The following is a 21,319-nucleotide window of genomic DNA, read 5'->3' on the forward strand; positions in this document are numbered from 1 at the left end:
GCAGGCTTTTGCCTGCCGTCGCAAGCATTTCAAGTGGTAAAAGCTCCAAGGGGGCTCTGGCCATTGTGGGCCCAGGCGCGCACTTGTCTGTCAAACCCTCACGCGTGCGGCCCTGCGGTGACGCGGCATTTGCTGCCGTGCGGCTGCCGCGCCAGCCGCCCTGCGGCAGACCTGCGTCGGGCACAGCCATGGCGTTGCCGCCGTTGCCTAAGCCTCCGGCTGCGGTTACACTGCCCGCATGGACGCCCGTAATATTATTGAAAAGCTTGCTCTCGCCCCCCATCCAGAGGGGGGATATTACCGCCGTACCTATCAGTGCGGGCAGGTGCTGACGCCCAAGGGCATGCCCTGCGGGTTCGAGCAGCCCCGGCCCGTATCGACAGCCATACTTTTTCTGCTGCGGGCAGGGCAATACTCGCGCCTGCACCGCATACGCCAGGATGAGTTGTGGCATTTCCACCTTGGCGGGCCGTTGCGGCTGGTCTGGATAGACAAGGTGGGCCGCGCCCGCGAGGTCATTTTGGGGCCGGATATTTTTAACGGGCAGACCCTGCAGTTTGCCGTGCCCGGCGGCCAGTGGTTCGGGGCCACGCCAGCGCCCGGTTCCGGGTTTTCACTGGTGGGGTGTACGGTTGCTCCCGGCTTTGACTTCACCGATCTGCACCTGGCCCGGCGTCACGAACTGGAACGGCGCTTTCCTCTGGCGCTCGACTGTATTCGAGAATTCTGCCCGCCAGACGCCCCGACAAACACCCCGCCAGAGATTTTGTCAGAGATTTCGCCACACCCTTCAGCAAGCGCCTCGCAAAACACCCCGCCAGTCGCGCCCACACGCGCCCCGGCTCTGGACTTGCCGCAGCATGGGCACGATGACGCACGCAACCAGGAAGATGCGCCTTTGTGGCGCTGCAAGGGGCGGGCATGAGCCGTTACGCCGTTCCTGCCGCCAGCCCGGATCAGCCGCACTGCACGGAAATAGTCATCCGCCGCAGCCGCTTTCTCACCCTTTGCGCCCACACGCCAGGGCCGGTTGCCGCCCGCGCTTTTGTGGAAGAAATCCGCAGGCGTCACGCGGACGCCACCCATAATTGCTGGGCGTACGCGGCGGGAGCGCCGGGGCATACGGCCCAGATAGGCTCTTCCGACGATGGCGAACCCCACGGCACAGCCGGTCGGCCCATGTTGCAGGTAATGCTGCACAGCGGCGTGGGCGAGTTGTGCGTGGTGGTGAGCCGCTGGTTCGGCGGGGTCAAACTCGGCACTGGCGGCCTTGTGCGCGCCTATCAGGATAGCGTGCGCGAAAATCTGTCTTCCCTTCCTCTGGTGGAACGTGTGCCGAAGGCCCGCCTGGCCCTTACGGTGGAATACGCCCATGTGGACGCCCTGCGCCGTTTGCTGCCGACCTTTGAGGCGCAGACAGCTACCGAGGATTATGCGGCCCAGGCCCACTTGACGCTGCTGCTGCCTGAAGAGCATCTGGCGCAGTTCGAGCTTGCCCTGGCAGGACTGAGCAATGGTTCGGCCCTTTGCCAGCGCATGGAAGAAGACGTCTGAGCCGCATTGGCGGCCCGGCCCGGCGATACTACGCTGTGGCAATGCGCTGCGGCAATGCGCGGAAATAATATGCCGCGCGTGGTTGGCATGGCGCATGAGGGCGAAGGCTGCCGCGTATCTTGCAAAACGGAACGCACTGTTTTTACAAGCAGACCAGTTTGTTGCTTTGTGATTGCCCCGGCGGCCGCGTTCAACGACGCCCGCCGTGAAGGTGCGCGTCGTTTCAGCCGTTGCCGCAGGATCTGCGACTATGTTTTAAGCCTTGCGACAAAGAAACTGCGCAAAAGAACCGGGATGCGTAGCGACACGGCCTTTTTCGCGCAATGGCAGTCGCCATGCAAAGGTCGCAGGTTTGCCACAATTGCATAACGTAAGCACTGCTAGAGCAGTTTACGAATGAAATGAGTTAAATGCTCTAGACAGTTGCGTGCAACTGCCGTGAAAGTCAGCATTGCTGCGTGGCTGCGCGCAACGAGCCGCAACGCCCGGCGTTGTCGAGAACTGCGCGCAACGAGCCGCAACCGCCAGCGCCGCAACGGGCCTGCCAGGGAGGGAGTCTGCCCGCAATGGCCGTCCGCGCAGTCGTCGCGTTTATTCCACCACTTTCACAGGCAGGCCAGGGGCAAGGCGCACCTGGCCGTCAATGACCACCAGCTCGCCTTCGCCCAATGTCCCTTCCACTACGGTGATTCCTTTGTGCTCAAACAGGGCCTTCACTGTGCGGTAGGCGGCGCGGTTGTCCTTGTCCACTACATACACATAGGATTCATCCCGGCCGGACTGCACCGCGCGCGAGGGCACGGTGAGCACCTGTTCCCCCATGCCAAGGGGCAGTTCCACCTGCACGAACTGGCCTGGCCACAAGTGGCGGTCGGCGTTTTCAAAGGTGGCCCGCAGGCGGATGGTGCCGGTGCGCGTGTCCACGGTATTGTCGATGAGGGTCAGCAGCCCGTGTTCCGGCTGCGCGCCTGTGGGCGTGGCGGTCACGGGGACGCTTTCGGTGGCCATGCGGTCAAGTATGACGGGCAGATGGGCCTCCGGCACGGAAAAACCCACATAGATGGGCGAAAGGGTGTCGATGCTCACAATGGGCGTTGCGTCAGTGGACTTAATCATGTTGCCCTTGTCCACATTGAGCGCCCCAACCCGTCCGCTTATGGGGGCCACCACTGTGCAGTAGGCAAGGTCAAGGGCCGCGCTTTCCTCGGCAGCCTTGTCGGACTGTACCGTGGCGCGCAACGCTGCGGCCTGGGTGGCGGTTTGTTCGTAGGCTTCGCGGCTCACATAGCCGCCGCCCACCAGCTTTCCGTAGCGCGCCATGTCATCCAGGGCCTTGTTGAGTTGGGCCTGCGATTTGGCCAGCATGCCGCGCTTTTCACGCAGGACAGCCTCGAAAGGGCGCGGGTCTATGGTGACAAGGGGTTGCCCTTCTTGCACGTCCTGCCCTTCGGTAAAGTGAACCTGCTGTATTTCGCCCGCCACGCGCGGTCTGACGCCCACAGAGGCCGATGCCCGCACGTTGCCCACCACATGCAGCAGGCGCGGCACATCGGCACGGGCCACAGTGGCCGTGCGCACAGGAGCCGCAGGCGGGCCGGAAGTTTTCTGGCTATCGCCAAAGCAGCCGTTCAGGGCTGGAAGCAACGCAAGGCTCAGGGCCAGCAGCAGCGCCCGCGGGAAGGGGGCGCGCCGTAGCTGCCCCGTAAGGCTGGTACAGGAAAAAAATGGCGTCGGCGGGCGGTTGTCAAAGGGCGTCATGGATATATCCTTAAAAGAAGCATGGGCAAGCGAATATGCGGACAGCGCAACGCTGGGCGTCCACAGGCGGCCTGAACCAAAAGCGGGTATGACCATGCGGACAGGGTGAAGCAAGGGCCGTCCGGCGTCAAGCGAATAGAGGCCCGGGGGCGGCCTATTTGGGGCTGTTTGCCAACATTGACTTTCACCCCCTTCCCGGCATAATTACGCCTCTTTTTTTGCAGAAGGATTTTAACCCTCGCCCATAGGGCGATACAAGGAGTGCGAGTTGGCAAAAAACCGCGCATTGCAGCAGTGGCGGGTGGAGGATTCCATCGAACTGTACGGTATCCGCAATTGGGGTGCCGGATATTTTGACGTTTCCGACGCGGGCGAAGTGGTTATTTGCCCGCAGGGTCCCAAGGGGCCGCAGGTTTCAATACCGGAGATCATCTCCGGCCTGCGGGACAGGGGCCACGACATGCCCGTGCTTTTGCGCGTGGAAAATATTTTGGACTCGCGCATAGCGAATATTCACGAGAGTTTCCGTAAGGCCATCAAGAATCTCGGCTATACCGGGGCCTATCGTGGCGTTTTTCCCATCAAGGTAAACCAGCAGCAGCAGGTGGTGGAAAAAATCGCCCAGTTCGGGGCGCAGTACCACCACGGGCTTGAGGTCGGCTCCAAGGCCGAACTTATCGCCGCCGTGTCGCTGATGCTGGACCGCGAGGCCTGCATTATCTGCAACGGTTACAAGGATGAGGAATTCATGGATCTGGGGCTTCAGGCTCTGCGCCTGGGCTTCAACGTCTTTTTCGTGCTCGAGATGCCCAGCGAACTCGGCGTGCTGCTTGAGCGCAGCAAGGTTCTTGGCGTGCGGCCCAACATCGGCGTGCGCGCCAAGCTGGCTGTAAAGGCTGGCGGGCACTGGACGGACTCCGGCGGCGAGCGCTCCACCTTCGGGCTTTCTCCTGCCCAGATCGTGGACGTGGTGGATACGCTCAAGGCGCACGACATGCTTGATTGCTTCAAGCTGCTGCACTATCACCTGGGTTCGCAGGTTTCCAACATCCGTGACATCCGTACAGGGGTTATGGAAGGCACGCGTCTTTACGCGGGCCTTATGGAAGAGGGCGCGCCCATGGGCTACCTTGACCTTGGCGGCGGCCTTGCCGTTGACTATGACGGCTCGCATACCAACTATATTTCTTCGCGCAACTACAGTCTGGACGAATACTGCACAGACGTGGTGGAAGCCATCATGAGCACCCTGGATGAGGCCAATGTGCCCCATCCGCATATTATCACCGAATCGGGACGCGCCACCGTGGCCTATTATTCGGTGCTGCTGTTCAACGTACTGGACGTGAGCATTGTCGAAGAGGTGCAACTGCCTGATGTTCTGCCCGAAGGCACGCCGGAACCCGTACAAAACCTGCGCGAAACGCTGGCCAACATCAGCCTGCGCAACTTGCAGGAGTGCTATAACGACGCCATCTACTATCGTGACGAGATGCGGCAGCTTTTCTCCATGGGCCGCGCGAACCTGCGTGAGCGGACGCTGGCCGAACGGTTTTTCTGGGCCATCATCATGCGTATCGCCCAGGAAAAAACCCGGCTCAAGAACGTGCCCCGCGATCTGGCCGATATTGACGTGAGCCTGGCCGACATCTACTACGGCAACTTCAGCGTGTTCCAGTCCTTGCCCGACACCTGGGCCATTGACCAGCTTTTCCCGGTCATGCCCATCCACAGGCTCAAGGAATTTCCGGCGCGGCACGCCATTATTTCGGACATTACCTGCGATTCGGACGGCCGCATCGATCAGTTCATTGACCCTCAGGGCATGAAGCCCACGCTGGAGCTGCACCCCCTGCGTGACGGCGAGGAATACTATCTTGGCGTGTTTCTTGTGGGCGCATATCAGGAAACCCTCGGCGACCTGCATAACCTCATGGGAGACACCAACGTCGTGTCCATCCGTGTGGCCGATGACGGAAGCTATGAGTATGTGCGCGAAATTCGTGGCGACTCTGTGGCGGACATTCTGAGCTATGTGGAATATGACCCGCGCCGCATCCTTGAGGACCTGCGCGACACTGCCGAGCAGGCCGTGCGCCAGGGCCGTATCTCGCCCAGCGACAGGTTCTCCATCATGCAGGCATTTGAAGACGGTTTGCGCGGCTATACCTATTTTGAAAGGTAGGCCGCTGCAAAAATGCGCTTCAGAAAAGTGGAGTGCCGCCAATAGGCGCTCTCCGGGAACATGCGTCTGTTACAGCAGGTAACAGGGCAGGCGAACGTACAGCGAAACAAAACCGGCGGCGGGCATTGGCCCGCCGCCGGTTTTCGCGTGTTTTGCCGTTGAAAAAAGCCTGCCCTCCCATGCCGCACGCGAGAGTCAGCATGCCGCACCATGGCGTGAACGTGCCGAAAATCGCATTTTCGGCAACATGCCAAGGGTGAGCTGTGCAGCAGCGCCGCGCTGGCGCGCTGATTTAACATGGCTGCTGCGTTGTTTACGCCTGCTATCCACGGGGCGTATTGCGCACGCTGCCGTGTGACTGCTTGTCCCTGTACATGGCCTGGTCAGCCTGTGAAAGCAGCGCGTCCATATCCGTTCCCTGGTCGGGGTAAACGGCCGTGCCCACGCTGAAGGTAATGGCGACGGGAATGCCCTCGGAGGGCAATCCTTTTGCCAGTTCACGGCGCGCATTTTCCAGGGCCTCCCGTGTCCGGGCCACGTTATTTTCTCCCGGCAGTATGAGAATGAATTCGTCACCGCCTATGCGGGCCAGAGCGTGGGGCTTGGGAGCGTATTTGCGCATGGTGGCCGTAAAATGCTGCAACACCCTATCCCCGGCCTTGTGTCCGTACGTGTCGTTGATGGGCTTGAATTTGTTCAGATCCAGATAGTACAGGCTGAATTTCTCTTCAGGGTCGGTTTCGATCCGCTGCCCAAGATCGTTAAAGAGCCCGCGCCTGTTGAGACAGCCTGTCAGGGCGTCGATATATACAATCTCTTCCAAACGGCGATGCGCCAGCGCCATGTCATGTCTGCGCTGCACCAGCATGGAAAACAGCACGCTGAGCAGCAGGCTGAAGCCAATGTAAAGCCATGTTTCCGGGAGCTGGTACCAGGCCCTTTTTGCAGAAAGCTTGAAAAACCACTTGGCATTGAGTATGTGCACTGGCATTTCCAGGTAGGGAGCGCCCCTGGATTCACGGCTGGCGCCCGTGGCGAGTATCTGGCGCTTTCCGTCGTAGGGGCTGTTGCGCCAGATTTCATAGGGCAGCCCCAGTTCGTCAAGCAGTCGCAACTCCGCGGCCTTCAGCACTTCAGGAAAATTGAGAGCAATACAGACAATCCCCCAGAACTGTTTGGGTGCGTTCTTGCCGCCGGTGTAGACCGACAGACGGCCCACCAGACCCGTGCCGCCTGTTATGAGGGGTACAGGGCCCGCCATGACCATATGGCTGCTGTGTCTGGCCTGCCGTACCACTTCCCAACAGCCGAAAGAGTAGGACAGTATGTCCTTGCCCAGCAGAACCTCGTTGTCCCGTAGGGGATACACATGGCTTATGATGCCCTTAGGCGCCAGGGCAAGGGCCTGAATACATGGGTCGTCAAGAAGTGCGGCCGCTACCTGCTCAAAGCTGTCGATTTTTCCGTTGTTCGTAATGGCAATGGAAGCAAGTGACTGTGTTTTATACAAATATTTTGTCAGAGTGCTTGTCAGTTTATCTCTTTGCAACGTAAATACGCTCTTGAGCTCAGCTGTGCGCATCTGCGCGTTGCGCTGCACAAGAAACCCTGCTCCCAGCAAGGTCAGCGACAGTGAAATTGCAAGCGCCACGAAAAAGTGCCGACAGTCTTTCAAACATCTGCGCATGCAAGCCTCCATATGCTGCCGGAAGTGACTTCACGTTGCCCCCATGCAATCTTTGCCAAAGGTGATCTTTGACAGTAGAGGGTCGCTGTCGCGGTGATTGTGCCATGTGAGATACCTCAGTTCTCGTCGGACATGGCGTTTTTTCGCAGCGCTGTTTTTGCTGGCGCGTATTTGCAGCGTGCAGGTGATGACAGGGGCGCATGCGCTGCTGGCCAGCATGGGGCGCGTTGCGGCTGCCCGAATCATGGGCGCGTCAATATTTGGGTAAAAATTCGTATCCGTACGGGGTGCCAGTCACGGCGTAGGGAGTTTCCGGGCACGGCCTGTAGTGCATTCAGACGGTTGCGTGTTGAAGACAAAAGCCTTTGTTGTGCCGTCGCCACGCTGCAGTCTCCACCACATCTGCCTGCTGGCAAGATTGCCAAGAATCTGACTGCAGGCGCAATTTTTATTCCATTAAAGCAAAAGATCTGATGGCGTACCCTCGCAACGGGAATAAACCGTTTGTGTATAGAAGGTTAGAGTTGCTGTTGTGTAGTGAAAACAGCTATTGTAAACTTTACACAATACTGAATTGTTGGTTGTAAAATGTGCAGAACGCTAATTGTAATAGTATCTGTTGCATAATTTTATATCCAAGGTATCTAGTATATATTGCTGTGCTCTATAAAAAACTATTATCAATTCAAATTTATGATAGTGAGTACAATAAAAATTGAAATAAAATGCCATGAAAAACTATTTCGGCGTACAAACAAAAATTATAAAATGCAAAAATTTTATAAAATGTGTACTGCACCGCACAGTAAAGCAGCTATTCTGTGTAGTTGTTTTTATTAGTATTAAAACATATTGCATAGTTCTTCAATAATAAAATAATGCCTGCGTTACAGGGATGTTACGAATGCGCCCTCCATCCGCAAGGGCAAAAAGTAAGCCGGATCACGGGCATGGCTCTGGGGCAGGCTGGAAGCAGGCGGCGGGTAAATAGCGGAAGGATTCCTTTCGTAAAGGCCTTTTGATTTATGGGGGGCATTACACATTCCCTTTATGCCGGGCTGAACATGATTGCCTTCGCTGCTAAGAACCTGGGCGACTATGTGGAGCAATGCCAGAATGAGCTTGAGCGAGTCAAAAAATAGCCTACAATAGCCACCTGACGGCTTGAAACAAAAATCCCGACTCAGTACATGGGCCGGGATTATCTTTAAAAGGATCGTGTTGAGAAAATAAAGTGAGCCCCGACAATGCGGGGCTCATGGCGATGCTACTTATTTTGTGGTGCTGACTGTTAGCGGTTGAAGGAACGAAAGGCCTTTACACACAAGTAGCACGGTGACCCCAATGGCTATTAAGACCATTGCTGACGGGGGGAATTCCCCCTTCAGACTAATATTTGGTATTGAATTCATAGCTATTCTCCTCTCCACTAATATTGATAAATACCCACTATTAAACACCCTCACAACGAGACTGCTAAAGTGATGTAAATTCAAATAGTAGGATGTTGAGGTGTAGCTATGTTTGTTCAAATAATTTTTCTTGTTTCTGAACGGTAACTGCCCACAAATCTTCTGTCAACAAGTTATTACAGGATCCATTTGACACTCTCGGGGAAGGAACGAAGTGCGGCAGTTTAGGGATCCATGTTGCACTGATCTGTTTGTAAAGATTTCTAACCCAATATAGTAGCTGTAGATTTTTCTACGCACGGCTCTTTCACAAACCTCATCTCATTCCCCTGTACCACTTCAATCCTCTTCGCATTAGTGAGTTTCTATGCGGGGGGCTATTCTGTTCAACCCCCTTCTGCCGGGCGAGGTGTCGCTTACTGTTTTCGCCTGAACTCTGTTGAGAGAAGCAGGCAGGTATCGCCATATTTCTCAACAACACGTGATATGTTCCCGCAACTGTATTCAACTTCTTCATATACCTGTTTTTTAAACAAATTGAATCTGGACTGAGCCGTTTTTTGGTTTGAAAAAAAGATTGATGCCATAAGCATCTCATCCCCTAATTGAGCGAATTTCTGCTTTGTTTCTAGGTTCTTTTCGTCTTTTATACATTCTTCTACGACAATATAATACGCAGCATACATTGATGAATTTGAAGCTAATTCGTTTAAAGCGTTTTCATCTGCCGCGTAGACAGCGCCACTTATCCCTAGCGTTATGAGTATGGCGGGCAACATTTTTTTCATGCTGTGAACCTCCGGCCCCACCATGCCAGATTCACGACCTTTCACGAAGCAAAATATTTTTAAGTGGCACACAGGTGGCACAAATAGACAAAAGACACGAAAAAAGCGGTCAGCTTATTACAGCTAACCGCTTGATTTTCTTGTGGTGCGCCCGAAGAGATTCGAACTCCTGACCTACAGGTTCGTAGCCTGTTGCTCTATCCAGCTGAGCTACGAGCGCGCAACGAAGGGGAATCTATATTAAGTCGCAGTGGCCGTCAAGCTTTTTCCAAAATATTTTTTGAAAATCTGCGAGCTTAGTTGAAATTTTCAAAAAGCGTACACGCCATTGCGTGCACCGTCAGCGAGAGAGCGCTGTCAAAAACACAATAAACCGACGGCAGAAAAATCTGCCCGCAAAGGCACTAGGCTTCGATGCCGTTAACGGCGCGAGCCAGACGCGAAATCTTGCGCGCAGCCTTCTTCCAGTGCATGGCGCCCTTGCTGGCAGCCTTGGAAAGCACGGAAGTGGCGGCCACCAGAGCTTCATTGGCCTGAGCCTTGTCGGTGCCCGTGATGGCGGAGCGCACCTGTTTGATGGCGTTCTTCACGCGGGTACGGGCGGCGCGGTTACGACCGGCCCTCTGCAAGCTCTGCCTGTGACGCTTGATGGCTGACTTATGGTTGGCCACGGTATCCTCCACTATGTTGGGCTTGCGCTGGCAAGCCATGAGTCTGAATTCTGATGCGCTATCGCGAAGACGGGTTGTTAGCACAGCCCCGTATGCCTGTCAAGCTTTGCGCCGGAATTCCGGCGGCATTCTTTCTTTTTGTCAACCATTCCGGCTGTTCTGATCCCGCCGGCGGGCAGGCCGGAACAACCGGAATGGGAACATACCCAAACAGGGCTACATTTGCAAGGCCGCAAAATCGGCCAGACGGGCAAAACGCCCACCCAGGGCCTGCAGCATGGCCAGGCGGTTGCGCCGCAGGGCCGGGTCATCGCACATGACCATGACGCCGTCAAAAAAAGCGTCCACGGCAGGGCGCACTTCGCTGAGGCAGGCCAGTGCGCCAGCGTGATCCTGCGCAGTCCACATCTGGTCAAGCTTCGGCAGCAGTTGATCCAGCGTGGCGGCCAGGGCCTTTTCCGCATCTTCCTGCAAAAGATCCGCCGCCCATTGGGCGGGAATTTCCTCGGCCTGGCCCTGCTTGCGCAGGATGTTGGCCACGCGCTTGAAGGTCTGGGCAGCCTCGGCAAAGCCAGCCTCACGGCTGAAGGCCGCCAGGGCGGTCAGGCGCGCGCCGCATTCTTTTACCTGTGCGGAACCTGCGCCAAGCACGGCGTCAACCAGCAGGGTGTCCTGCCCCTGACTCATGAAATAGTTGCGCAGCCGGGCGGCGAAAAATTCCATCAGTTTGTCGAGCGCTTCGGCAGGGGGCAGTTTCCACTGCCTGTCGCCGTACAATTCCTGCGCTTTGGCGAAAACCTGGCGCATGTCCAGCGGCAGGCCGAAATCCAGCACAATGCGTATGATGCCCAAGGCGCAACGGCGAAGGCCGTTGGGGTCTGCCGCGCCGGTGGGTATCATGCCAAGGCCGAAGCAGCCCGCGAGGGTGTCGGCCTTGTCGGCCAGTGACAAAAGTGCTCCGCCCATGCTGCCCGGCAGGGGGGAATCCGGCCCGGCGGGCAGGTACTGCTCGGCAACGGCCTGGGCCACAGTGGCGTTTTCGCCTTTGCGCCCGGCGTAGATGCCGCCCATGATGCCCTGAAGCGTATCAAATTCGCCCACAAGCCCGCTGACCAGGTCGGCCTTGGAGAGCCGCCCGGCGCGCGCGGCGTCGGAAGCGAGGTCAGGGGCGCATTTTTCAGCCAGCCATTGGCACAGCGCTTCAAGACGGCGCGTCTTGTCGCCCATGCTGCCGAGGCCGCCGATGAAGATGACCGTATCAAGCTTTTGCAGCCAGTGGTCAAAGGTTTCGCGCAGGTCGGCGCGCCAGAAGAAACGGGCGTCGTCGAGGCGGGCGCGCAGCACTCTTTCCCACCCGCGTTTGACAATATCCATGTCCTCAGGGGTGATGTTGAGAACCGTCAGAAAATGCGGCAGCAACTGGCCCTGGGCGTCTTCAATGCCAAAGCTTTTCTGGTGGCTTTCCATGCTGGTCAGCAGCACCTCGCGCGGAACCTCAAGGTAGGCCGGATCAAAATCCGCCAGCAGGGGCACGGGATGCTCGGCAAGTCCCTGTACTTCGTCAAGGAGGCTGTCTTTCCACAGAACCTTGCCCTTGGCGGCCACGGCCTGGGCATTGCCGCCCTCGATGATGATCTTGCGGCGCTGCGCGGGGTCAAGGGTGATGGCGCAGGGCCCGGCCAGGGTTTTCAGAAAATCGTCGGCATGGGCCACGGCAAAGGGGCCGGGGCCGTGGATGCGGTGGCCGCAGGTTTCGCGCCCGGAGGTTATGGGGCCAACCTCGAAGGGGATGACCTCGCTGTCCAGCAGGGCCAGTATCCAGCGCAGGGGCCGGGCATAGGCAAAGGAGTAATTGCCCCAGCGCATGCGCTTGGCAAAGGGCAGGGCCGCGATGACGGCCGGGCATATGGCCGCCAGAAGACCGTTGGCGTGCGCGCCGCCGGTGTGCTTGCGCACGGCGACATAGACGCCTTTTTCGGTTTCCTGCTGAAAAACGTCGTCAAGGGTGCAGCCGTTGGTGCGCACAAAGCCTTCAAGGGCCTTGGTGGCCTTGCCGTTGGCGTCATAGGCCACGCGGACGGGCGGGCCGGCCACGATGTCCTCGCGTTCAACCTGCACGGGATTGAGATTTTCAATCATGACCACGGCGCGCCGCGGCGTGCTCATGACGCGCAGATCGCCATATTCCAGACCGGCTTCATCAAGGGCTGCGGCAAACCTTGCGGAGAGTTCCGCCTCTTCGGGAGCCAGAAAACGGGAGGGCAGTTCTTCGCTGCCAATTTCAAGCACAAAGGTGGCCACGGCTTTACCTCGCATCCTTTTTGAGCATGGGATAGCCCAGTTCTTCGCGCTGAGCCGCGTACAGGCGGGCCACGCCCGCCGCCAGGGCCCGCACCCGGCCGATGTAGCCGGTGCGTTCAGTGATGGATATGGCCCCGCGCGCATCCAGCAGGTTGAAGGTATGCGAACACTTCAGGCAGTAATCATAGGCGGGCCAGGGCAGGCCCAGTTCCAGCATGGCCTTGCACTGGCCTTCAAAATCACTGAAATGGCGCAGCAGCATTTGCGCGTCGCTGACTTCAAAATTGTGGCGTGACTGTTCCACTTCGTTCTGGTGGTAGATGTGGCCATAGGTCACATCCTTGTTCCAGGCCAGATCGTAAACGGATTCCACACCCTGAAGATACATGGTCAGGCGTTCAAGGCCGTAGGTCAGTTCAACGCTCACGGGCGAAAGGTCAATGCCGCCCACCTGCTGAAAGTAGGTGAACTGGCTTACTTCCATGCCGTTGAGCCATACTTCCCAGCCAAGCCCCCAGGCGCCGAGGGTGGGGGATTCCCAGTCGTCTTCCACAAAGCGTATGTCGTGCTGGGCGGGATTGATGCCCAGGGCATTGAGGCTTTGCAGATAGAGGTCCTGCACGTTGTCCGGCGAGGGCTTCATGATGACCTGAAACTGGAAATAGCGTTGCAGGCGGTTGGGATTTTCGCCGTAGCGGCCGTCCGTGGGACGCCGTGAAGGTTCCACGTAGGCCACGCTCCAGGGTTCGGGACCGATAACACGCAAAAAGGTATGGGGGTTGAAGGTGCCTGCCCCGCATTCCACACCGGAGGGCTGCTCAATGACGCAGCCCTGCCTGGCCCAGTAATCTTGTAGGGTGAGTATCACGTCCTGAAAATACATGTGCTGTCCTTTATAGCAGATTAACATTGAGAATGTACGTTCTCAACGTTTAAGACACGCTCGCTTCGGCGCTTAACCGCGCAAATTAATAGCGCTTGCGCCTTAGCAGCGGGCGACTGATCGCTCAGTCGCCAGAGCAATTTCAAAGTGAAAATGTTCTAAATGTCTGCCACTGTGCGCAGGGCAGCGGCATTGAAGGCAGAAAGCCGCCAGTCAATGGTTCCCTGTTATGCAGTGCCCCCGTGGTCTGGCAAAAAAATTCCCAGAACCAGACCCAAAAAACCGCAAACCACAAGCCCGGCGAACCGTTCTTGTCATACGCGGCGAAAAAAGCCCCCCTCCCACGCCAACCCCAGGTGGTATTGCACAAAACCGTCAATAACCCGCGAGCAGGCCCGCCGGTCCGCTGGAGGCAGTTCCTCCGCGTGCCAGGCGGATGGCAATTCTTGCTGCACATGGCGCAAAAGGTCAAGCCCGTCGGCGCTCAGTTCCACGCCATAGCGCACTGGCCCGGCCTCGGCACGGCAGGATGGGCAGCGCACGTGCCCTTCGTCCACCACAAACTGTCCGGGGCCGCTCAGTTCACAGCCGCAGTGACCGCACACGTCGAGGCTTGGCGCAAAGCCCAGAGCGCCCGCCAGGCGCAGGCGGAAGAAAAGGGGAAAAAGCGCGGGCAGGGATGCGGCTTCCTCAAGGGTTCGCCGCATGTCTTCCACCAGCACAAAGGCTTCGTCCGCCCCTTCGTCTCCCACACCAAGAGCCTCCACAAAGCGCAGGCAATTGGCGGCAAGGCCCATACGCCGCCAGTCGCGCCGCAGCGCCTGGGGGCCGTTCAGCAGCACGGCTTCTTCCAGGTTGAGAAACCCGCCGCGCGGCGAGGTTTTCACCCGGCAGTGCAGACTGTTGAGCACGTCAAGACAGCCGCAAAAGCGACGCCTGCTTCTGCTGCCGCCAAAGGCGAACAGCGTCAGCAGGCCGTGCTTGCGACAGAGGGTTTTCAGCCAGAGGTCCGACTCACGAAAGTGCCCCATCCGCAGCACAAGCGCGTGATCGGCCCATTCCGTCATGGGAGCGCCGGAGGGAAGGTCAGCGTGCGCACCTGACCGCTTGCGCCCACGGGGGGAAGCTCCTCGCCATCATAGCGCAGGCGCACGCCGCCCGCATTGCCGAGCTTCAGTTCCAGACTCTTGGTGAACGTAAGGGCAAAGGTGTCGCCCTTGCGCAGGGAAAACTGCCTCGTATCGGTATGATCGGCATTGGAATGCACCCAGCATTCCTCCGTGGCCGTAATGATGACCTTGTGGGGGCCAGTCACAGGCGTCTGCGGCGTTGTGGCTGCCGATGTGGCGGCTGACGCGGCGGCGGGGCCAGTGGTTGCGGCAGTGCCGGGCGTTGTGGCGGGGCCAGATGTTGCGGCGGTCGCCGCCGGTACGGGGGCCTGCGCGCCAGCGGTTTCGCTACGCTGCGCGCCGGAAGCGGCGGGCGCTGCGGAGCGGCCAGCCTGCGGCCCGCTGTCTGTGGCGGTTGCGGCGAGTTGTCCGGCAGCGCCGCTCTGGCGTGCCTCACGGCCAAGATTGCGGGCCTCAGTTCCCAGAGGCGGCGTTTCCGCGTTGTCCGGGCTTTGCATGGGGGCGGGCTGCGCCTGGCGGCGCGTCTGGCTGGTCAAAACATCCAGCGCGCCGTGCTGCCAGACCAGGTAAACGCCAATACCCAGCAGCAGCACGACAAAGACGGACAAAAAGGGTTTGAAATTGCGCCGTGGAGTCAGGGTGACGTCCGGCAGGGGCGTCTGCTGGATCAAAGCTTCTTCGTTTTCAGCCTCCAGAGCGGACAGGGCCGCGCTGATTTCTTCGGCTGAGAGTCCCACATATGCGGAGTAGGAACGAATGAAACCCTTGGTATACGCCAGATGGGGCAAAGAAGCGGAGTCACCCGCCTCGAGCGCGCGCAAAAGGCGTGCGCCTATCTTCAGATGGTTGGCCGCATCTTCAATGCTGAGGCCCCTTTTTTCGCGCTCCGCGCGAAGGACCGCGCCCAGTTCCTCTAAGGTCATGCAAAGCCTCGATAAAGGTCTTTGCCGCCCCGCGGGCGGCTGTTGCCGGTGGGCTGTCCCCGGCCTGAGGCCAAGGACGGTACGCCGCCGGAATGGCGCGGCGCGGCCGGGGCCACGCACACGCCTGAACGGTTATGCTACAACCGAATATCGATTACCGCTTTTTTGCGTAATTGTCCCGTATAATCGTCAAAGCGTTCCATGGCCTTGGGCTGGCGCAGGATGGCGTCGATCTGCGGTTTGGCCTCTTCAAGCGTGAGTATTTTCATCTCGCTGCTGCCGCCTGGGCGGAAAAGATGCACCTGCGCCTTGTGCCCCTGAAGGTCAAAGATTTCCGTTACATCGCCGGGCTTCATCTGGGTGAGCCGTGCTTCCCATTCGGGGTTCAGGCGGTCCCATTCCACCGGGCCCATATCGCCGCCCTTTTCCTTGTTGGGCGCGATGGAATACTTCAGCGCGGCTTCTTCAAAGGTCAGCGCTCCGGAGCGTATCTGGGCGGCAATGGAGGCGGCGTTGACCTTGGGCGAATAGACCAGAACCCCCATGTGCAGACCGCTGCGGTCGTACATGGTGGATTTGTGGGCCTCATAGTATGCCTGAATTTCCTCTGGCGTGACCACAACCTTGCGGCCCACTTCCATGCTCATGATCTTCTGGCGCAACAGCGTTTTTTCGATGTTGCCGCGCAATTCGGCCACGCTGCTCTTCTGACGCGCAAGCTGCTCTTCAAACTGCTGCTTGGTCATGTTGCGGCCCTGCATCACTTTGGCGATCTCATTGTCGATCTCCGAAGGGGAAACGCTGACTTTCAGTCTTTTGGCTTCCTGGGCGATGAGAATATCCATAATCATCAGATCCAGAACCTTGCGAAAAACCGTGTCCACCTGCTTGGCGTTGGCCGGATTTTCGGGGTTAAGCCCGGACCGGATTACGTCAGGCAACGCATTTTTTTGCAGGTCAAACATGGTAATGACTTGTCCGTTGACAACAGCAGCCACCTTATTAAGCTGTGCGGCCTGCACGCCGCATGCGGTTGTAAGCACGATCGCCAGCAGCAAAACAAGTATTTTCCTCACAGAGATTCTCCCTCGTGCAAAGCGCGGTGCGCCTGTTTATCTTTCGATTTTTAGCCCAAAACAGCACGACATGCAATGACCGCCTGACAGGCTTACAGACCCTGCCGGTCAAGCCTGTCGGCCCCCCCGTTTTTTATGGTCCGTCTGTTCCGCCCCCTCCCTCAGGGGCGTTCAATCCGTCTCCGCCGTCCGCCGGAGCGGAGCCGGCATCGCCGGAACCGTTGACGCTGCCGCGCACGGCCGGGCCTGCGGCATCGCCGGGAGCGTCATCGCCCATGGCCGGTCTGGCGGAGGGCGGCGTAAGCAGGTCGGCCATGAGATCCGGATTGACGCGAACCTTCGCCCGGCCCAGCGCCGTGGTCAGCCAGCTTTCGAAGGCGGCATCCTTGCGCTGCTGTTGCAAAATGTTTTCAATGAGCGGATAGGCCTCGGCCATGCCCATGGTATGGGCGGCGTTGCGCTCCTTCAGGGCCAGGCCGTACCAGCGCCCGTCTTCCTGAACAGGGGCGGCGCACTGTCCGGGCGCGAGTTTTTCAGCTTTTTTCTGCCAGGCAGGCGGCAACTGGGCCGCGCTGACTTCCTGGCACAGCACCAGGAGGTTTGCGGACGGCTCTTTCTCAGTCGGACGGCCGGAGGTGAAGGCGCTGCAAAAGGTCTGCACAGGCTGTGATTCTACGGAGGAAATCAGGCAAACGTCCAGAATTTCGGGCAAAGCGAACTCTGCTTCGTGTTCCTTGTAATAGGAGCGCACATCGCTCAGAGAAATGCGGATGCCGGGCAAAAGGATGCGCTTTTCAAAGCTCTGCATGGCCAGGTGGTCGCGCATGAGCACGCGCCATTCATTTTCGTCCAGTGATTCGTCGGCCAGAAACCGCGCCAGTCCGTCCTCGCCGCCGTAGTCCTCCCTGATGGCCGTCACTGCGGCTTCAAGGGCGGCGTCCGTCACGGGAATCTGCAAATCACGCAAATCCTGGCGCACCAGGGTGTAAATGATCAGCGTACCCAGCGCGTCGCCGTACTGGCGCTTCATGTTTTCAAGGGAAGGGCGCTGCAGGGTGCCCAGAGCGGCGGAGCGGCTGTCCAGCAGGGCCTGCACCGTGCGCAGGTAGATGGGCTCCCCGTTGACAGTGGCCACCACGCCTTCGGGCAGGCGGGCCTCAAAGCAGGCGCACAGCAGAAGGCAGCATGCCGTGAGCGCCAGACGCGCCGCCAGAAACACGCCCTTGCGTCCCGGCCCTGCGGCAGAAGCCCCCCCGTGCCCCGGACGCGACGACGCGCCTGAGGCGCAGCCGGAAACCGGGAGCGGCAGCCTGTCATGCTGACCGGGCGTGGCAGAAAAAATCAGGGGCATGGGCATCCTCTTTTGACGTCGGCCGGAGCGAAGCGCAGCCGGAACGAAACGCAGCCGGAACGAAACGCAGCCGGAGCGGGCTGGCCTTTGGCCAGGTCAGGCCGAAACCTTTGCCGCAACTGGTATGCGTATGTCTTCCAGCGCCTGACGCAATCTGTCAAGCCCCTGCGCCAGGGGAACGTCTTTTTCCAGCGTCAGCGCAAGGCCCGCCGGAGGGTGCACGCGCGCGCCCGGCAGGGACGCGGCAAGAGCCACAATGCGCTCCGGCTGCACGGCCGTCTGTCCGTCCGGCCAGGTCAGGCGCACGGATTCGCGGCGCACCTCGGCCTTCTGCACCTGAAGTTCCGTAAGAAACTGCTTGAAGTCCAGCACGGCCAGGAAGTTTGCCAGCTCTTCGGGGAATGGCCCGAAGCGGTCACGGATGGACAGGGCCGTTTCTTCACGCGCGGCCCCGCCGGAAGCCGAGGTGAGGGCCTTGTAGCAGCGCAGCCGTTCGCGTCCGTCGTCAATGTACGACGCGGGAATATGCGCCGGGAGGCCCAGCGTCAGTTCCGTTTCTGCCACGATGCTTTCGGGCATGCCCTTGAGGCGGCCCACGGCTTCCTCCAGCATTTCAAGGTACAGGTCAAGGCCCACGCGGCACATGTGGCCCGACTGGACTTCGCCTAGTATATTGCCCGCGCCGCGCAGGCGCAGGTCTTCCATGGCCACCTGAAAACCCGCGCCCAGGTAGTCCATGTCCATAATGATGCGCAGGCGCTCCTCGGCCACGGCAGTAAGGCGCTCGGCGTCGGGCACCACAAAAAAGGCGTATGCCTGCCTGTCGCTGCGGCCCACGCGGCCGCGCAACTGGTACAGTTGCCCCAGGCCGAACATCTGCGCCTGATCCACCACCAGGGTGTTGGCGCGGGGAAAGTCCAGGCCGGATTCCACTATGGACGTGCATACCAGCACATCCAGTTCGCCATGCCAGAACTTGTGCATGGTGTCTTCAAGCTCGGTTTCGGACATCTGGCCGTGGGCCATGCCCACGCGGGCCGCAGGAACAAGCCCGCGCACGTATTCCGCCACGCGCTCCAGCCCCTGCACACGGTTGTAGACCCAGAATATCTGTCCTTCACGCTCCATTTCGCGTTCCATCACCTTGCGCAGCACGTTGTCGTCCCTGCGCAGCACGGCGCTGGCCACGGGTTTGCGGTCCTGCGGCGCTGTTTCGATGATGGAAAGCTCGCGGATGCCCGACATGGAGAGCTGCAAGGTACGCGGAATGGGCGTGGCCGTGAGCGTCAGCACATCCACGTTTTTTTTGAGGGCCTTGAGCTTTTCTTTATGACGCACGCCAAACCGCTGTTCTTCGTCAAGGATGAGCAGGGTCAGATTGGGCAGTTTCACGTCGGTGGACAAAATGCGGTGGGTACCGATGAGGATGTCTACCTGCCCGGCGGCAGCGGCCTTGAGCACCTCTTTCTGTTTGGGGCGCGACACAAAACGGCTGAGCAGGCCCACATTGACGGGAAAGCCCGCCAGGCGCGCCCTGAAGGTCTGATAGTGCTGCTCGGCCAGCACGGTGGTGGGGCAGAGCATGGCCACCTGCCGCCCCTCGGAGGCGGCGCGGAAGGCGGCGCGCAGGGCCACCTCTGTTTTGCCGAAGCCCACGTCGCCGCACACAAGGCGATCCATGGGGCTCGACTTGTCCATATCGTCCAGCACGTCCTGGATGGCCTTGGCCTGATCCGGGGTTTCCTCAAAGCCGAAGGTGGCCTCAAATTCGTGATACAGCTCGCCGGGCGGGTCATAACGGAAGCCCTTGGTGACCTTGCGGTAGGCGTACATCTCCACCAGATCTGCGGCGATTTTTTCAATGGCCTTGCGGGCTTTTTCCTTGCCGACCACCCAGGCGGCGCCGCCCAGGCGGTCAAGGGCGGGCTCCACGCCTTCCGTGCCCTTGAAGCGCTGGATAAGCCCCAACCTGTCCGCAGGCACGTAAAGCTTGTCCTTGCCGGAATATTCCACCAGCAGAAAATCGTTGGCCGCCGCGTTGAGATCCAGGTGGTGCAGACCCGCAAAACGCCCTATGCCGTAATCGCGGTGTACCAGAAGATCGCCGGGCCTGAGGTCGTCAAAAGTGTCCAGCCCTTTGAATACGCGGGAAGAAACCCGGGGCGTTTTTTCGGCCTTGGGGTAGAGGATGTCCTCGCCGAGCACCAGGGTGTCGTCCCAGACAAGGTCCGCGCCCGACCTGAAGGGCGAAACAAGGGCAAAAATCCCCTTTTGTTCCGGCGCGTAACGCAGGGCGGGCACAATGCCGTCCTGCTCGGCCAGTTTCAGGAACTTTGCCCGGCTTCTGCCTGACGAAAAACTGAGAACCACCTGACGGCGGCTGTTGCGCCACTCCTTGAGCGCTGCGGAGAGGTGCTGCCAGGGGCGGTCTTGCGCTCCCGGCAGGGGAAAGAGATCGGTAAAGGAGTGCAGGTGACGTTCGGCCAGATCAAGGCCGCGCACTTCAACCCCCATGACCAGCGGTTCGGCGTAGATACGCTGAAAGCCGTTCCAGGGCGCGGGCTGCGAGCTTTTGCGCAATGTGAGCGTAGCGGGTTGCGGCAGGGGAGCGTCCGGGGCTTCCAGCCTTTCCTTGAGGCTCAGGCGGCCGTCGCGCAAAGCGTCGGCGCTGTCGGCCTCGCCGGGCAGCAGCCACAGACTGTCCTTGGGCAGCCAGTCTTCAATGAAACTTGTGGCTTCAAGCACGCTGCCGGGCAAAAGTCCCAGGCCGCCGCTGTCCAGCGATTTTTTAAAGGAATAGCATTCGTTTTCGCCGATGCGGCCTTCGGCGAACATGCGGTCGCAACGCTCGCGCGCCGTTGCCAGAGCTTTAGCGTCCAGGGCCAGCGGGCTGGCGGGAAGGAGCGTCAGTTCGTCGCAGCCCTGCAGGGAACGCTGGCTTTCAGCGTCAAAAACGCGCATCTCGTCCAGGGTGTCGCCAAAAAACTCCAGGCGCACGGGCTTGGCATAGCCAGCGGGAAAAATATCAAGAATATCGCCCCGGCGCGCCATTTCTCCGGGCCGGGTGACCATGGCCACGCGCTCGTAGCCCCATTCCACGGCCTGATCGAGCAGCAGTTCGGGCGCGTAATCGCTGCCCTTGCGCAGGTCAAGGTTGCGTGAGGCGAAGAAATTGAGGGGGACATGGCGCAGCAATAGGCTTTCAACGCTGCACACCAGGCAGCGTGGCTGCCCGAGGCCAAGCCCATACAGGGCGGCCAGGCGCGCCGCCCACGAAACTCTGTCCTGCCGCTGGCTCAAGGCGGGCAGGGCCAGGCAGGGGCTGCGCCACAGGGGTTCGGACAGGGGCTTTTCGCCAAAGGAAAGTTCCGGGGTAAAGAGCGTCAGCAGTGCGCGGGCAAGCGTATACTCTTCACGTTCGCGGGCCACCAGAACCACTGTGCGCCCACGGGCCATGGCCTCAACGGCGAGACGACAGCGCGTGGCCATGCCGCTGCGCTCGATATATATCTGATTTTCCTGACTTGTCAGTACTGCGTTAAAACTGTCCATTAACCCGTTCCATTGACCTGACCGTTGTTTTTGCACGGCCAGGGCGCG

At 59.3% G+C, this 21,319-nt stretch carries 14 protein-coding genes and 1 tRNA gene; 3 read left to right on the plus strand and 12 right to left on the minus strand.

The window, feature by feature from the left end; translation table 11 throughout:
* Positions 1-238 precede the first annotated feature (238 nt).
* Both DESU86_RS11505 and DESU86_RS11510 read left to right on the plus strand, forming a co-directional pair.
* Positions 239-925, plus strand: a complete 687-nt coding sequence (locus DESU86_RS11505; protein WP_179981172.1) for a cupin domain-containing protein — start codon at positions 239-241, stop codon at positions 923-925.
* Positions 922-1,554, plus strand: coding sequence for a YigZ family protein (locus DESU86_RS11510; protein WP_179981173.1), 633 nt, complete (start codon positions 922-924; stop codon positions 1,552-1,554). The genes DESU86_RS11505 and DESU86_RS11510 overlap by 4 nt, the downstream gene beginning before the upstream one ends.
* A gap of 591 nt (positions 1,555-2,145) precedes the next feature.
* Here the strand turns inward: DESU86_RS11510 and DESU86_RS11515 are convergent.
* Entirely contained in the window at positions 2,146-3,312 is a 1,167-nt protein-coding gene (locus DESU86_RS11515) for an efflux RND transporter periplasmic adaptor subunit (protein WP_179981174.1), read from the minus strand.
* Between the two features lie 268 nt (positions 3,313-3,580).
* Here DESU86_RS11515 and speA point away from each other — a divergent pair, with 268 nt between their 5' ends.
* Positions 3,581-5,497, plus strand: a complete 1,917-nt coding sequence (speA, locus tag DESU86_RS11520) for a biosynthetic arginine decarboxylase (RefSeq protein ID WP_179981175.1) — start codon at positions 3,581-3,583, stop codon at positions 5,495-5,497.
* Positions 5,498-5,819: 322 nt separating this feature from the next.
* On the opposite strand, the gene DESU86_RS11525 is transcribed toward speA, so the two are convergent.
* The 11 genes from DESU86_RS11525 to mfd all read right to left on the minus strand — a co-directional run bounded on the left by DESU86_RS11525 (position 5,820) and on the right by mfd (position 21,271).
* On the minus strand, positions 5,820-7,184 hold the full coding sequence (locus DESU86_RS11525) for a sensor domain-containing diguanylate cyclase (protein ID WP_179981176.1): 1,365 nt from the start codon (positions 7,182-7,184) through the stop codon (positions 5,820-5,822).
* 1,828 nt (positions 7,185-9,012) lie between these two features.
* Complete coding sequence (locus DESU86_RS11530) at positions 9,013-9,384, minus strand: hypothetical protein (RefSeq protein ID WP_179981177.1); 372 nt, start codon at positions 9,382-9,384, stop codon at positions 9,013-9,015.
* 143 nt (positions 9,385-9,527) lie between these two features.
* A tRNA-Arg gene (locus DESU86_RS11535) sits at positions 9,528-9,604 on the minus strand.
* A 184-nt stretch (positions 9,605-9,788) separates the two neighbouring features.
* Positions 9,789-10,055: a 30S ribosomal protein S20 gene (gene rpsT / locus DESU86_RS11540; RefSeq protein ID WP_179981178.1), complete on the minus strand. Its 267-nt coding sequence runs from the start codon at positions 10,053-10,055 to the stop codon at positions 9,789-9,791.
* Positions 10,056-10,271: 216 nt separating this feature from the next.
* Positions 10,272-12,356 carry a glycine--tRNA ligase subunit beta gene (gene glyS / locus DESU86_RS11545; protein WP_179981179.1) on the minus strand — a complete coding sequence of 695 codons (2,085 nt, stop codon included), beginning with the start codon at positions 12,354-12,356 and terminating at the stop codon, positions 10,272-10,274.
* A gap of 4 nt (positions 12,357-12,360) precedes the next feature.
* Complete coding sequence (glyQ, locus tag DESU86_RS11550) at positions 12,361-13,239, minus strand: glycine--tRNA ligase subunit alpha (RefSeq protein WP_179981180.1); 879 nt, start codon at positions 13,237-13,239, stop codon at positions 12,361-12,363.
* Between the two features lie 314 nt (positions 13,240-13,553).
* Entirely contained in the window at positions 13,554-14,306 is a 753-nt protein-coding gene (gene recO / locus DESU86_RS11555) for a DNA repair protein RecO (RefSeq protein ID WP_179981181.1), read from the minus strand.
* Positions 14,303-15,292 carry a RodZ domain-containing protein gene (locus DESU86_RS11560; RefSeq protein ID WP_179981182.1) on the minus strand — a complete coding sequence of 330 codons (990 nt, stop codon included), beginning with the start codon at positions 15,290-15,292 and terminating at the stop codon, positions 14,303-14,305. Before DESU86_RS11560 ends, recO begins: the two co-directional genes overlap by 4 nt.
* A 137-nt stretch (positions 15,293-15,429) precedes the next feature.
* Positions 15,430-16,368 carry a SurA N-terminal domain-containing protein gene (locus DESU86_RS11565; protein ID WP_179981183.1) on the minus strand — a complete coding sequence of 313 codons (939 nt, stop codon included), beginning with the start codon at positions 16,366-16,368 and terminating at the stop codon, positions 15,430-15,432.
* 133 nt (positions 16,369-16,501) lie between these two features.
* Complete coding sequence (locus DESU86_RS11570; RefSeq protein WP_179981184.1) at positions 16,502-17,719, minus strand: peptidylprolyl isomerase; 1,218 nt, start codon at positions 17,717-17,719, stop codon at positions 16,502-16,504.
* Positions 17,720-17,815: 96 nt separating this feature from the next.
* The gene (mfd, locus tag DESU86_RS11575) at positions 17,816-21,271 is read right to left on the minus strand and encodes a transcription-repair coupling factor (RefSeq protein WP_179981185.1); all 3,456 of its coding nucleotides are present in this window, start codon (positions 21,269-21,271) and stop codon (positions 17,816-17,818) included.
* Between the last annotated feature and the right edge of the window lie 48 nt (positions 21,272-21,319).

The sequence above is a fragment of the Desulfovibrio sp. 86 genome (genome assembly GCF_902702915.1).
Lineage (GTDB): Bacteria > Desulfobacterota > Desulfovibrionia > Desulfovibrionales > Desulfovibrionaceae > Desulfovibrio.